The 14,550-nt window shown below is 37.6% G+C and carries 13 protein-coding genes, 1 pseudogene and 1 riboswitch; of the genes and pseudogenes, 8 read left to right on the top strand and 6 right to left on the bottom strand.

Features of this window, described 5'->3' with window-relative positions:
* Positions 1–323: 323 nt before the first annotated feature.
* Positions 324–689: a winged helix-turn-helix transcriptional regulator gene (locus tag IEW82_RS06230; protein ID WP_188690873.1), complete on the bottom strand. Its 366-nt coding sequence runs from the start codon at positions 687–689 to the stop codon at positions 324–326.
* Positions 690–832: 143 nt separating this feature from the next.
* On the opposite strand from IEW82_RS06230, the gene IEW82_RS06225 reads away from it, so the two are divergent.
* From IEW82_RS06225 to IEW82_RS06215, 3 genes are all read left to right on the top strand, one after another.
* Positions 833–1,852, top strand: a complete 1,020-nt coding sequence (locus tag IEW82_RS06225) for a zinc-binding alcohol dehydrogenase family protein (protein ID WP_188690869.1) — start codon at positions 833–835, stop codon at positions 1,850–1,852.
* A 685-nt stretch (positions 1,853–2,537) separates the two neighbouring features.
* Complete coding sequence (locus IEW82_RS06220; protein WP_188690866.1) at positions 2,538–3,008, top strand: peptide-methionine (S)-S-oxide reductase; 471 nt, start codon at positions 2,538–2,540, stop codon at positions 3,006–3,008.
* 374 nt (positions 3,009–3,382) lie between these two features.
* Positions 3,383–4,132 (top strand): sulfite exporter TauE/SafE family protein, encoded by a 750-nt coding sequence (locus tag IEW82_RS06215; RefSeq protein WP_188690863.1) that lies wholly within the window; start codon positions 3,383–3,385, stop codon positions 4,130–4,132.
* A gap of 130 nt (positions 4,133–4,262) precedes the next feature.
* Here the strand turns inward: IEW82_RS06215 and IEW82_RS06210 are convergent, their stop codons facing one another.
* Positions 4,263–5,678: an MDR family MFS transporter gene (locus IEW82_RS06210; RefSeq protein WP_188690860.1), complete on the bottom strand. Its 1,416-nt coding sequence runs from the start codon at positions 5,676–5,678 to the stop codon at positions 4,263–4,265.
* A gap of 102 nt (positions 5,679–5,780) precedes the next feature.
* Positions 5,781–6,407, bottom strand: a complete 627-nt coding sequence (locus tag IEW82_RS06205; protein ID WP_188690857.1) for a TetR/AcrR family transcriptional regulator — start codon at positions 6,405–6,407, stop codon at positions 5,781–5,783.
* A gap of 230 nt (positions 6,408–6,637) precedes the next feature.
* Positions 6,638–6,739: riboswitch (guanidine-I (ykkC/yxkD leader) on the top strand.
* A gap of 223 nt (positions 6,740–6,962) precedes the next feature.
* Here IEW82_RS06205 and IEW82_RS06200 point away from each other — a divergent pair.
* The gene (locus tag IEW82_RS06200; RefSeq protein ID WP_188690854.1) at positions 6,963–7,277 is read left to right on the top strand and encodes a hypothetical protein; all 315 of its coding nucleotides are present in this window, start codon (positions 6,963–6,965) and stop codon (positions 7,275–7,277) included.
* Positions 7,278–7,375: 98 nt separating this feature from the next.
* On the opposite strand, the gene IEW82_RS06195 is transcribed toward IEW82_RS06200, so the two are convergent.
* Positions 7,376–7,786, bottom strand: a complete 411-nt coding sequence (locus tag IEW82_RS06195) for a nuclear transport factor 2 family protein (RefSeq protein WP_229672382.1) — start codon at positions 7,784–7,786, stop codon at positions 7,376–7,378.
* Positions 7,787–7,800: 14 nt separating this feature from the next.
* Positions 7,801–8,259, bottom strand: a complete 459-nt coding sequence (locus tag IEW82_RS06190; protein WP_188690851.1) for a MarR family transcriptional regulator — start codon at positions 8,257–8,259, stop codon at positions 7,801–7,803.
* Positions 8,260–8,759: 500 nt separating this feature from the next.
* Between IEW82_RS06190 and IEW82_RS06185 the strand changes: the two genes are divergently transcribed.
* From IEW82_RS06185 to aroA, 3 genes are all read left to right on the top strand, one after another.
* Positions 8,760–9,338, top strand: a complete 579-nt coding sequence (locus IEW82_RS06185; protein ID WP_188690848.1) for a TetR/AcrR family transcriptional regulator — start codon at positions 8,760–8,762, stop codon at positions 9,336–9,338.
* A 53-nt stretch (positions 9,339–9,391) separates the two neighbouring features.
* Entirely contained in the window at positions 9,392–9,745 is a 354-nt protein-coding gene (locus tag IEW82_RS06180) for a DUF4260 domain-containing protein (protein WP_188690845.1), read from the top strand.
* A 442-nt stretch (positions 9,746–10,187) separates the two neighbouring features.
* Positions 10,188–11,483, top strand: coding sequence for a 3-phosphoshikimate 1-carboxyvinyltransferase (gene aroA / locus IEW82_RS06175; protein ID WP_188690842.1), 1,296 nt, complete (start codon positions 10,188–10,190; stop codon positions 11,481–11,483).
* An 855-nt stretch (positions 11,484–12,338) separates the two neighbouring features.
* Here the strand turns inward: aroA and IEW82_RS06170 are convergent.
* Positions 12,339–13,288 (bottom strand): annotated as a pseudogene (locus IEW82_RS06170) (IS30 family transposase).
* Positions 13,289–13,601: 313 nt separating this feature from the next.
* Here IEW82_RS06170 and IEW82_RS06165 point away from each other — a divergent pair.
* The gene (locus tag IEW82_RS06165) at positions 13,602–14,549 is read left to right on the top strand and encodes a DUF6602 domain-containing protein (RefSeq protein WP_188690839.1); all 948 of its coding nucleotides are present in this window, start codon (positions 13,602–13,604) and stop codon (positions 14,547–14,549) included.
* The last annotated feature ends 1 nt before the right edge of the window (position 14,550 follow it).

The following is a 14,550-nucleotide window of genomic DNA, read 5'->3' as shown; positions in this document are numbered from 1 at the left end:
AGTAATATAAGTATACCGGGAAAGGACCTCAATTTGTAAAAGAGGTCATCACATTTGAGATTTGTAAAAATCCATAAGAAGGGGATTTCACCCAGATTTTAAATGCGTTGAAGGATTGCCCCTCATCTCATCACTCCCTAATGATGATTGGGAAATCGAGCCTTCTTAATTCGCCCTTTGCTATGGAAGAGGGCCCTTTATTATAAGGAGAAATATAAGAAAGAGGTTAATGTGAGTATGGATAGGCGTTCAACGAAGAAGACCTTTCATGGTATTTCGAAAGTCTCCTGTTTCATGGATGCGATAATTTATCTAAACTGCTTTCAGTTCGCTTTAGTTTTTGGTTTGTTTTCTTTTAAAAATTCCTTATATCGCTCTCCCCATTCACTCATTAGGGAAATAATGGGCTCTAGCGTTCTGCCAAATTCAGTTAATGAGTATTCCACTCTTGGAGGAGTTTCAGGATAAACTTCTCGATGAACAATACCGTCTTCCTCTAATTCTCTTAATTGGAGAGTTAACATGCGTTGTGTAATACCAGGCATTAATTTACGGAATTCATTAAATCGCTTCTTTCCATCTAACAAATAATACAAAATGACGCCCTTCCATTTACCCCCAATCACATCAAGTGTACCCTCAACGGGACATCCTTCGGGGCATCCGTAGCCTTTCTTTCGATTTCTCATCAATATCACACCTTTCTCCTGTTTTCCCTTTTTTAATTCATTAGTAACATACTTGATACTGGATTACAAGAATGTGCGTACTTCCTCATTCCATTACTCTTTCTTATAATAAGATATGAAATAAAAAAAGGAGGGTTTTTTAAATGAAAGCCATTGGATTATACAAATATCTACCGATCGAACAGGAAGATAGTTTGCTGGATGTCGAAGTTGAAAAACCTATACCAACAAAACAAGATATCCTTGTTAAAATTAAAGCTATCTCAATTAATCCGGTAGATGTAAAGGTCCGTGCTCCAAAAGATAAAGAAGAAAAAGAACCAAGGATTTTAGGCTGGGATGCCAGTGGTGTGGTGGAAGAAGTCGGACCAGATTGTACGCTATTTAAACCAGGGGATGAAGTCTATTATTCTGGTGACTTGACACGACCAGGTACGTATAGTGAATACCATTTAGTCGATGAAAGAATTGTTGGCTTAAAACCAAAATCCTTGAATTTTGCTCAAGCAGCCGCTTTGCCATTGACTTCTATAACGGCGTGGGAAAGTTTATTTGATCGATTAATGATTGATATAAATAACCAACTAGAAAATCAATCAAGGACTATTCTGATTATTGGTGGAGCTGGAGGTGTTGGTTCTGTCGCTATTCAACTCGCTAAATTGGCCGGTCTACAGGTGATTGCTACAGCTTCCAGAGAAAAGAGCAAGCAATGGGTGAAGCAGCTAGGTGCTGACTACATCATTAATCATCACGAAGCCTTCCGCCCTCAATTAGAAGCACACCATATAAAGGAAGTTCATTACATTTTATGTTTGAATGAAACAGAACAGCACTGGGAGAACATGGCCGATGTTATTCTTCCACAAGGGCGCATTTGTTCTATTGTAGAAATGGATAATCCTATTGACCTTACCGCTTTAAAAAATAAAAGTGTAACATTTGCTTGGGAATTTATGTTTACAAGATCCATGTATAAAACGACAGACATGATCAAACAACATGAACTTTTATCGAACCTTAGTCAACTCATTGATGAGGGGAAAGTAAAGACCACCCTAACAGAAACACTCAGACCCCTTAATGCCGAAACGTTACGTAAGGCACATCAAATGGTGGAAACAGGAAGTATGATTGGTAAAGTCGTAGTAGAAAATGAATAAAAAGTTAAGAAGATAGTTTTGAACTATAAAGGCACTTGGGAAATATAAAACAGGTGCCTTTTTGTTACCGTCAAATATAAAAATACCCGAGTTCTATTAGTAAAGACATTTCTGTCGGCCTGGGAAGTTTTTTCACAGTCACTTATAATAGGGGGCAGGGGACAATGAACTAAATTCCCCCCCTTTTAATGAGTAATAGCCAATATAAAATGGCTCTATTCACACTAGGAGGAAATGACTTTACTCTAACATCTGAAGATAAAAAATAGGGATAAGTGTAGCAAATTCAATAAAAACCCTTAAAGTAATGAATAAACGATGGCCTTAGGCGAAGAAGAACTACACAGTAGGAGTTATTGTAAGTTTACTTTAAAAGTTTTTCCCTATATATTTGCGTGCATTTTAATTTACAATGACTAATTGAAGTAAAATTAATGCATATAAATTCCTTAATGAACGGAAAGCGTTGACCATAAGTAAGGGGATTGAAGCATAAGGTGGTAGCATCTGCGGGACAGGAGCCAAGCCCCCACGCTAAGCGCTTTTTTATGAGGGATAAGGTTGGGGCGTAGCCGGTGAAAACCAACACAATAGTATTTGGATTTGAGCCTCACCATTTCTATTAGGATATGGATTCATTCCATAGAATAAAATTTTGATGTTTTAAACAAAGAGGAGAGGAAATATGGAAATCGTATATCTTGCCGGTGGATGCTTATGGGGCGTACAAGCTTTTATTAAAACTTTACCCGGAGTGAGGTTTACAGAAGCGGGAAGAGCCAATGGGACAAGTCATACATTAGAGGGTGATTATGATGGCTATGCTGAATGTGTAAAAACAGGATTTGATCCGACGGTTGTCACGATTAGGGAATTAATGGGTTATTTATTTGAAATTATTGATCCCTATAGTTTGAATAAACAAGGACAGGATGTTGGCGAGAAATACAGAACGGGAATCTATAGCGAGAAGCCTGAACACTTAGAAGAGGCGAAGGCATTTCTGAGTGAGAGAAAGGATTATGATCGGATCGTTGTCGAAGTATTACCTCTTACAAACTATGTGAGAAGTGCAGAAGAACATCAAGACAGATTAGCGAGATGTCCCAACGATTATTGTCATATTCCAGAAGAGCTATTAAGTAGATATAAGTAAGGAAGAATATTATAAGAGGATTTGTGGAATCGAGGTTTGATGTGGGTGTTTGTTCCACATTATGAAATTGAGTGTTGAGTGGGAAAAGAAAGTATTCCAATGTAGATAAGCAAAGAAATTTGTAAGGTTTCGTTCTTTTAAAACAACACAGCTTTAAATGCCCCTAAAAACGTATTTAAGCGTTTTTTTAAAGATGATGTATATTACCATTAAAATTAATTTTTAATTCATTGTGAAGGTCCCTATACACCTTTAAATTGATGATGAATCTAATGTAACCCCTCTTATATTATTGTATAATAGAAGATATAAAACACGTAGATTTAGGTGGGCGTAAAATACGTTAATTAAATGGGTGTGTTTAGGGGGAAATAATGACCGTAACTGTTATCATACTCATCATTGCTTCGGTTTTTATTGGAGCGTTAATACGTGCAACTTTTGGTTTTGGGGAAGCCGTGGTGAGTATGCCATTACTTGCATTATTACCAATAGGTTTGCACACTTCGATTTCTTTAATTGGTTTAGCTGGACTTACTGTAGCTTTGTTTACTGCTATTTCGGGATGGCGTCATGTCGATCGGCCAGCTTTGATTCGTTTAGTCATCGGAGCTTTAATCGGAATTCCGATAGGTCTCTTATTCATTGTCAAGGTGCCTGCAATGATCATTACCGTCGGACTTGGAATCTTTTTAATGGCATATGGTTCTTACTCTTTTATTAAACTTTTGTATGCAAAGGGTAGTGTGAAATCCAGACTTAGGGCGAGTTTTTGGTCACTGCCAGTAGGTATTATATCTGGCATCATGGGGAGTGCTTATAATACACATGGCGTGCCCGTTGTTGTATATGGAACTTTACGGCGGTGGGAACCTCGCCGTTTTCGGGGGACTTTACAGGCTCATTTTCTAATTTCAGGAGTTTTGATTGTCATAGGCCAAGCGCTTGGAGGATTGTGGACAGAAGATTTATTTTTATTATTTGGTTTATCTTTACCTGCTATTATTATTGCAACTTTATTAGGTGTCTTTTTACATCGTCGTATTCCCAACGAAAAATTCGAACGGTATGTCTTTCTCCTTATTGTACTCCTCGGCTTTCTGTTGTTAATGAATCATGTGTGAAGGATAAGGTGAAAGGAGCAATCGGATAATAACGAAGAACACAATCCCAAAAAATCTAACTTCTATAGGGGAGTTTTATGTAAAATGGCCGATGTGAAAGAATCATATCGGCCAATAGTGATTCAATGCCTTAAGCTACTTTTCTTTTTAAGAATAAAGAGAACACGAATCCAATAATAATCAGAGCAGTTAATAACAAGAATGTGACATGATAACCATGAAGAACGGATGGTAAAGAAGGGCTATTATGGTTTTCTTTCATTTCATAATGATGAACAGATGTTGTCATAAATGCTGTCAATGTTGCAACTGATAATGAGTTTACGACTTGTAACATAACATTTGATAGAGGTGTTAGACGACTAATCAGCTTAACGGGAGCAGATTGTAGTGCATGATTATTGACTTGCATGCCAACCAAGCCTTGTCCCATGCCTAAAAGCACAACAGAAATGGCAATGAATAAATAGTGTGTATGTGCATTTACAGTTGAAAAGAGATATAGACTTATTCCAGAAAAAATGAAACCGGGAATGACTGCAAACTTGGTCCCTAATTGATCATAGACACGTCCTCCAATGGTGATTCCAATAAAACTAGCAACAGCTTGAGGGACCATCATTAAGCCTGAATCAAACGCCGACATTCCTCTTACATTTTGTAAATAAAGTGGGACAAAAAGCATAGCTCCAAAAATAGCTATTTGATTGATCCACATCAATAACAGTCCTTTTGTGAATTCGCCAATTTTAAATGCCTTTATCTCCAACAATGGATGAGAGCCCTTTACCTCTACACGAATAAAGGCAATGAGCGCCACTACTCCTATTACTAAAAATAATAAGGTTTTAGTTTTTAGCCATCCATGGGCAGCCCCTTGATTAATGCCATAAATCAGGAATGGAAAGACAAACGGTGTAAGCAGAACGCCTGGCTTATCTAATTTACTCTCCTTATTTGGACGATAATTTGGAATGAATTTGAGAATTAAAATAATAGAAATAATGCCTATCGGTATATTAATTAAGAATACATAGTGCCAACTCGCTATATTAATCAACCACCCTGATATTACTGGACCAATTGTGGGCGCAACTAACATTGGTAATCCAAGAATCGTCATCATGGAACCCCGTTTTTCCATAGGGATTAATCGAAATGACATCGCTATACCGATGGGACCAACGATACCACCAGCTAATCCTTGAATCACTCGAAATACAATCAGCTCTGAAATAGAAGTGGATAGGGCACAAAGAATTGATGAAATTGTAAATAAAATAATGGCCCCTGCAAATGCTTTTTTGGCAGAAAATCGGTCCGCTAACCATCCTGACATCGGAATAATGAGAGACAGGGCCAATGTATAGGCTGTTATTGACCATTGAGCAGTATTGATATCTGTATTGAAGGCACTTTGTAAATGAGGGAGTGCGACATTCATTATTGTTGTATCCATCATAACCAATAGCATGCCGATTGCTATTGTTAAAACAGCAGGAAGTATTTTCCCTATAGAAAAGTTTGTTGCTTGGTCTTTTTCCATTATAATCACACCTTTTTTTATCTATTGAACACTGTTCGGTAACTATACTAACACCGTTCGGGAAAGGTGTAAATAAAAAAAAGCCAATCTTAATTAGCTTTTTTAGGTCAAATTTGACTCAAATCCATTAATAAGTACATGTAAACCATAATCGAACATATTACGATGACCTAGTTTATTAAAAATTCCCTCCTGTTTCATTTGATGAAGAAGAGGTGCACTTGTTTTTAAACGATCTGCAGTGGATAGTAAATCTTCTTTATCAGAATTTAGTTTTAAATACATGAGATCCATTTCAAAATTAATAATATAGTTAAGGTAAACGCTTATGGTATAAAACTTATATTCATGGCTTGCATCAAGATGTTCAATGATTTTTAATAAATTATCAATAAGCTTTAAATAATTTGGCGCTTTAGGAGGATAGGCCATAAGAAGCTGTGCAGAATAGGGTCTGCTCCGAAGAACTTCGGAAATAGCATAGCCATATTCTAATAGTTGTTCTTGCCATGTATTTTGAGTTAATGAGATGTTGATTTCACCGATCACTTGATGAATTAATTCCTGAAATATAGCTTCCTTACTCGCAAAGTGCCAATAAATAGAGGAAACGGTTAAATTGAGTTTTTTTGATAGTTTTCTCATCGAAAATGACTCTAGTCCCTCTTGTTGAAGTAATTCCCATGAAGCCTCTATTATCTTATCTTTAGTCATATCTTTTTGTACCAAGTCGATTGCCCCTTCTTTCTTTAGAAAGTGATCACGTCATTCTTCTTTTATCTATTATAAGCAACAAGGATTTGTTTAGCTACACATGACCTTTTTAAACAATGAGGAGAAACTGGCGGGGTTAAGGAACTTGGTTTGGAAAACACCCACTAAGAACAGGGAATATAAAATTATCCTTGTGATAGACCTCAAATGGATTGACTAAGGAAAAAGTATTGGTTATTATGAATAAAAATGTTTTCTAGGGTTCCGTGATGATGAATCAGACTGGTCCGAGAGAAAACGCACGACGTTTATCGTGGTGAACACGGAGGGACAAAAGCCCGGGAGAGATATCGATTGATGTCTTTCTCGGGCTTTTTTTATACTATCAGAATGTATAATTTTGCTGACGCTCTCAGAGGAAGAGAGTGTCAGTGTCACTTCGGCTTTCGCCTTCTAAGGCTTGTGGGTAACCTAAGTGTGTGATTGGCAAAAATCACATCAGGAGTACCAGCGAAAGCGAAGTGGTGCAAGCCAAGTTTTCTAACGCATTCTAAAAGGAGGTTTTGCTTTATGACATTTTTAGTGGAAAATAAGTGGGCTATTTTAATCGGGTTAGAGGTTTTGGCCTGGTCCTCAACATTTTTTCTATTTTATGCTAGGTATGGGTTACGATCGAACTTTTGGTTTAAGATCGGAACGGTTTTATTTTTCATTACTGGCGTGATTCCACAAGTGGTGATGGGGATCATTAATTTTATTGCCAACCGGGAAATCGACATATTTACTATAGTTATTGTGCTGCTTATCATTTACGGCGCAACAATTGGTAAAAAGCAGGTCAAAAAAATAGACGCTTGGGCTCAGAGGAAGTTTCATAGAGATTAAGAGAAAACACGATTGCGCAAAATCAGCAGTATTGTAATTTTCGGAATTTGAGTGAATTCTTTTAGTTTTTGGCTCTGCTACTATTGTTACGGGTAGTTTTATTGCTTATTAATGGTTCCGATGTTCTGGAATGACTCGTTTTTGTTTAATGGAAAGGTGAGCTCGTTACAGCGTACAATTTGATAGTCATTCAATTCGAATATCGCGATCACTTCTATATCGCCACTATCCCCATTTTTTTTATGCACATTGACATGATATCTAAGTGTCGCGGTTTGCTTGTCCTGATCAAAAAGGAAATCGAAGAAAGGAGAGACCTGTATCGACTGGACGATAGTTTTAAGTGTCTTAATATGATTGATAAATTCATCTCTATTCGTGTGAACTCCATCTGTGACTTGAATGTAAGTATCACTAAAATAATGAGGAATCCTTTGGGTATTCATGTTTATAATTATTTCATGATAAATTTCTTTTAAAAATTCGTAGGCTTGTTGTTTATTCATCATTATCGCTCCTCTATTTATAATTGATTTGACCAAGCGTTTAAAAATTTCGCAATCACTTCTAAATCATCCTCCGAGAAAGAATCTAATAATTGGTTATACCGTTCGATTGCGATCTCATGCATGCGGTCATGAAGCTCCGCCAGCTGTTGCCCGGTGTCAGTCAATGTGTAAAAAATTGATTTTTGGTTATCCTTTTTTTTCTGGGCTATCACCATATCTTTTTCGATCAAAGTATTAATAGCTTTAGTAACGGCCGGTTTGGAAAGCTTTAATTGCTGGGCCAAAAACGTGTTATTTGACTGTGAAGGTTTTTCTTTAATAAGTGAAGCGATGTGTAATTGTGTAATTGTCCAAGTTTTATTACCATGGGTGAATTGTGTTGGAACATGATGGTTTTTCATTTTTCTCTCATGTTGTAAGATAAAATGTTCAATGGCTTGAAGTGCTTTTTGCTTATGAGTTGTGGGCCCCATAGAATTCTGTCTCCTTGATTGCAATATTATTAACTAGTTAATAATTATAGTTTACTAGTTAACAATATAATGTCAAGTCTATTTTTGAGAGGGATTCACCTAAGCGATAATCAGTCCATTGTGGCTCATGATCAAGTGGAAAGGAGCTACTTTCCATTATAAAAATGATCGCTGAAGTGGGTTAAAAATGGAGGGGATGATTTATTGAAAAATGTGTGGGAACAGGGATAAGCAACCGACCAAGAGACATATAAAGATGAGCATAACTTCCTAGAGCTAAAGTGGAATGAAATCTTGCTTCAAGACTTGAACGGCGTACCCTTGAAATACATGCTAAATGTGATCCGTCAAATATATGAGTTCCTTTAGCTTTCCAGTTCTCTAATCATTTTTATTCCTTTCCATCCTTCTCCCTCGACAGGAGGTTAAGTGTTGACACATAGTCTGTATGAATCTATACTTCTAATTGAACGATGGTAAATTAAAATGGGGTTGATTTTTTGGCAGCTAGGAAAGCGGTTGATCAAGAACTAACAAAGGAAAAGATTTTGGAAACGGCACGTGATCTGTTTGTGCTAGAAGGCTATCAACATGTCACGATGAGACAAGTTGCCAAATCGCTCGGATACAGCCATGGCTCGTTGTATTATCATTTCAAAAACAAAGCGGAATTATTTTATAGTCTGGTTGTAAAGGATTTTGGGCTTCTAAATGAAACATTGGATAAAATTTTAAATGAAGACAAGGATGCAGATGTAGAAAACAAACTCAAACGGATTTTGTTAGGCTATATCGAATTTGGTATTCGCCATCCGAACCATTATCGGATTATGTTTCTCATACAGGATGATGACTTGCAAAATGCTCTTCAGCAGGAGCCGAATCTAACATATGAAAAATTAGCATCGGCCCTTCACACGTTGTGTGGAAGTAAAGTGACGCCCATGATCGTTTGGTCATTGTTCTTATCTTTACATGGATTTGTAGCACACTACTGTGGGCATCCTGAACAAACATATGAAGATGTGAAAGGAATGGCAGAGGCTCATGTCAGTTTTTTAATGAAGGGCCTGCACTAAATTTTTTTATCCATTAATTGACCGTTGTTCAAATAGAGTTGGAGGAATATAAAATGAAAAATGCGATTGTCTTACGAATTGAAGGGCTTGTGGTTCTGGCGTTATGTGTTTATTTTTACTTTTTCAATCTACAATTTAATTGGCTTGTGTTTGTTATTCTATTATTAGCCCCCGATGTGTCACAGCTTGGGTATTTGCAAAATGCAAGAGCCGGTGCGGTGTGGTATAACCTTTTTCACACCTATAGTATTCCGATGGCTATCCTAGCCTGTAGTGTGTTGGCTCATAATCACATTCTTTTAGTAATCAGCCTAATTTGGGTGGCTCATATTGGAATGGACAGAATGCTGGGGTATGGATTGAAATATCCAACAAAGTTTCAAGATACCCATTTGAATCGTGTTTGATAGGACGCCTTTATCCTATGAAGAGACTTAGATTTATTGTTCGTTTTAAAGTACGGCTGCAAGGCTTTTTATTCCTAAATCAACAATGAGTTTTAACTTTTTCAAATTGGAATCACTATGCGATCCAGTTTTTAATAGCTCTTCAATTTTCCTCTATCTGGAGATGTAAAGGGTTTTCTAACGCCTTGTGTCGAATCATTAGTTGAGGAGAGTATGAGGATTATACCAAGTTAAGAAAAGAAAGGGGATTTCTTGTGCGATCAGAAGGTACCATCCCTACACTATTTAAGGAAGATAGTATTGGTACACTTTGACTTTCAACATCGACATTAGCACGTACGGTACGTGATTTGAAAAATCACATCAGAAGTATCGGTAAAGCCAATCTTACGCGTTGAGTTTTTCTAATAGCAGACATTAGTGTGTTGAAGGAGTGAGCGTCTTGCAAAGTATACAAACGGTAAAAAGGGTAGAAAAAACATTTAATCTAGGGATGCATTTACCTGGTAGTAAGTCAATCACTCTACGTGATTACCTCTTATCCTCCTTGGCAGAAGGGGAGAGCGATATTTATTTTCCTGGAATCTGTGATGATACTTTCAGGATGGAAGATGCATTGAAAAAGCTGGGTATTCAAATATCAAAAGTAAAGGAAAATATGTTAACTATCCGCGGGAATAACGGGATTTTTAATAGGAATGAAGTAGAGCTTGATGTTGGATTAAGTGCTACTTCAACCAGATTACTTATGGGATTATCACTCCTGCGAAAAGGAAAAACTATAATAGACGGCCATGAATCGATGAGAGCACGGCCTAATAAATATTTATTGGATGTGTTAAAGGAACTTGGTGCAACTGTTACGTCTTGCAATGATGGCTATTTACCGGTTTCGATCGTTGGGCCCAAAGCGTATTCGAAAAGTATCTCTATGAAAGGAGACAAATCAAGTCAATACTTTTCAGCACTATTACAAATTGCACCCGTTCTTCCTGAAGGGTTGGAGATTATAGTGGAAGGGGAGTTAGTGAGTAAGCCATACATAGAAATAACGATAAATGAAATGAAGAAGTTTGGAGTCCAGGTGGAAAATGAGGATTATAAAAGATTTTATGTGAAACCCCAGAGCTATAAGCCGGTCAAACTTTCAGTGGAAGGGGATGCATCAGCAGCTTCTTATTTTAGCGCATTAGCCACAATCCATGGAGGAACCGTGAAGTTGAATAATATTGGGTCGTCAACGGTACAAGGAGATTATAAGTTTTTAGAAATTTGTAAGAAGCTTGGAGCAGAAGTGATTGAGGGTAAGGATTATACCGTGATTACAGGCACAAAAAGTGATCAACTTCCTTCATTAGATACCCCCATTAATATGGAAAGTATGCCTGACGTGGCGCCTACTTTAATGGCAATAGCTCCTTTTATTCCAGGAGTGACTAAGATTACTGGCTTGTCGACTTTACGCATCAAAGAATGCGACAGAATTTCTGCACCTGTTAAGGAACTAAGAAAATTTGGGGTTGAAATAGTGGAAGGGGCGGATTATGTTGAAATTAATGAATGGAAGAAGCTACCCCTATCAAGCCAAATTAAAGTTGAGACCTATGATGATCACCGAATGGCTATGAGCTTAGCCGTATTTGGAACAAAGGCAGGGAATATGGAGGTTTTAAATCCAGAGTGTGTGGAGAAAACCTATCCTTTGTTTTGGAAGGACTTATCTAAAATTTACTCTTGAAAAGGGCGTTATTTAGATTGAAATAAGCTCATCCCTTATATCGCTAAGCTTTTCTATAAAATCCCCATAATGCATAAACGTGATAATCGTGGTATACTCTACATAGAAAAAGGATTTAATCATAGACTAATAAAGACCGTCACACGCTGGAACGTGGGGCGGCCGCAACAGACCGAACCCCATCAAGAGGGGCTTAGGCGTATAAGGAAAAATAATCCCTCAAGGCCCTGCTAAAGCACATGAGGGATTATTTTTTGTGGTTTTTATCGGACATAATATAGGCTACTAAAAGCCCGAAGGAAATCATCAGGCTCAGTGCTGTTGCTATGTCCATTGGCAACACCTCCCCTCCTGGGAAATCTCCTAAAAGAGACGAGCAGAAGGTTTACAGTGTGCCTAATCCCCCATGTGAAGCCGATCTGTTGTTCCGCTTATTGTAGCATATAGCCCACCTTGATAGAATGTTCAGAAAGAATTTTCAGGTGAATAAAATTACAATCAGCAGAGCATTTCTCTGCTTTTTTAATTTCAAAAAGCCAGCAATGGGAATGAAATGGCGAGTCGTCAATAAAACTAAATGCTCCTAATATCTTACCTTTAATTTTCTTTTTCCTGCGCACCCTAAAAATAATATTTTCTATTAAATAAACCATTCAATTTGGTTCCTTGATTTTATTAAAACACCCTTCACTAACTTTCAAACCCCCTTATTTGACTTAAGCGGAGGAATGCGTGTTGAAGCAGTGATTGGGAAGAGGTTTGTTTCTGAATAGCATCCCCTTATTGAGTCAATCTCCTTTTATCCTGTCTTATACACATTGAAAAAAGTTTAATAGTTATATAATTGACAGTTTGTCAATCTAAGTGCGCCAGTTCTTCCATGAATGCTTCAAATGCAGTTTTCCATCTAAGACATTTCCTTGGACGATTGTTAATTAACATTAGGGATTCCATTAGTACCTCTGTGTGACTTTTGAGAGATCGGAGGCTTTAGGAAAGAACTCTCTTAAGAGACCATTAGCGTTTTCATTAGTCCCACGCTGCCAGGAAGAGTAGGGGTCTGCAAAATAGACCGAAACATCTAAGTGTGTCTCAATTTCTTTATGAAGCGCGAACTCCTTACCACGGTCAACAGTAGCTGTTTCAAATGTTCCTTTTGGAAGCTTTGTCACTACTTGTGTCAAAGCTTCTTTCATTGATTGAGCGGTTCGGTTTAGAATCTTAATTGCCAAATAAAAGCGTATTTTCCTCTCGGCGAAGGTGGCCATACAGCCTTTACTTTGCCCACGACTTGATACCACGGTATCTAATTCCCAGTGGCCAAATTGTTCGCGCTTCCTAATTTCCTTAGGTCTTTGTTTAATCGATCTACCAATGTTAAAACGGCCACGTGTTTCTCTAGGACGACGACGCTTTCCTTTTTGTCTAAGAACGGTGAGATTTCCTTTACTGATTCTACCCTTATATAACCATCTATAAATGGGTTTAAAAGATGGCATTGAAGCTTTTAGCCGTCCAGCTATTTGTTCTGGTGACCATGTTAATTCTAGTTTTTCTTCTATCTCTTGGGCGATTTCTTCGTTCCACTTCCCATGAGGTCTAGAATGAGTTCGCCTTTCATGGTAGGCAGCTTGAGCTTTTTCGGGAGAATAACTTTCATTCTCCGCCTTATTACGTTTTAATTCACGAGCTATGGTTGAGTGATGACGGTTTAATTCCTTTGCGATTTCCCGGCATGACTTACCGAGTTGGTGGAGGGCATCTAGCCTTCCACGTTCAAACGTGCTAAGATGTGAGTATTCCATGATTGCTTCTCCTGTAAATGTTGTGTGGTAACTTCATTTTACACGAAGCAAGCATGGATATTTTTGTTTTTATAAGGTGTCGCACTTCATATTACAATCTGTCTTTTAGATAGATAAATTTTAATTTTTTTGAAATAATTTTCGCCATCACCCTCTATAAGGTTCCAAAAATGGTATAATTATGATAGAAATCGAGTCATATTTGGTGTTTAGAAGGAGATGAGGGAGAACTAGGAAGAAAAAAGATGAAAAAGAGTTTCTATAGGGAAAGGTAATTTTTCTGTTGTTAAGATGAATAACTAGGGGGCTGCGTATGAGTAACGAGCAAAAGTACAGGAAAGTACTGGAAGCTATTGTTAGGAATTATCTTGAAACAGAGAAATCCTTGATTTCTCAGCTGAATTTCGACTTACCTAATCATGGTTTAACTCTTGGAAGCTTCAGAGAGGAAATTTGGAAACAGCTGTTTGAACAGCTTGTTCCCAAAAAGTATGTCATTGAACAATCCGTTTTTTTGATAGATTCAAAGGGAAGCGTGTCCAAAGAGGTAGATCTGGTAATTTTTGATGAAATGTATACACCATATATCTTTCGCAATGGCAGGATTAAGTTTATTCCGATTGAAGCGGTTGCAGCAGTGGTGCAAAGTAAAAGTGGAAATGTAGAAGGATTGGAGGAATGGTGTGCCAGTATTGACCAACTGCAGACAGCTACCAACGCGATTGCCCGCATGGCGACGTTTGTAGCTACGTCACTCGAACCAACTTCGACCCAAAGTGCGACACGTCCAATTAAAGTGCTTTGCCAGATAGGAACAGCACCAGAGAATGGGAATAAAGTGAATGTTCCAATAGCGGGGTTTGATTTCGAATTCATTGCGGATAAAAATAACAATAAAATTTCCATTTTATATCCTCAGGAAAAAATACTATTTGACTGGTTTAACGATTTAAATAATCATCAGCCTGGCAGTCAAGTTGCGAGAAGGAGTGTTGCAGAAGAACAGGGTTATCCAAGTAAACTTGACAAATTTGCTAAAAGTGAACAGGGAAATCTCGTGTTGAATGACTATCGTGTTATAGCAGAAAATGGACAGGCTGAAGTTTCACTGCTTAGTTTTAATTTCCAGTTCAATCAACTGCTTATGCTTATCAATAATCCAATGCTCTTTCCACATAAGGCGTATGTTGAGCTATTCAAAAGAATTTACAGTGAAATGCATCAGGATGAAAGTTCCTCGAAAAAAGCTGAGAAGAGGTGAT

Source organism: Pullulanibacillus camelliae (assembly GCF_014642655.1).
Lineage (GTDB): Bacteria > Bacillota > Bacilli > Bacillales > Sporolactobacillaceae > Pullulanibacillus > Pullulanibacillus camelliae.
The sequence above is the reverse complement of the archived record's forward strand: the minus strand, read 5'-3'. Positions and strand labels throughout refer to the sequence as shown.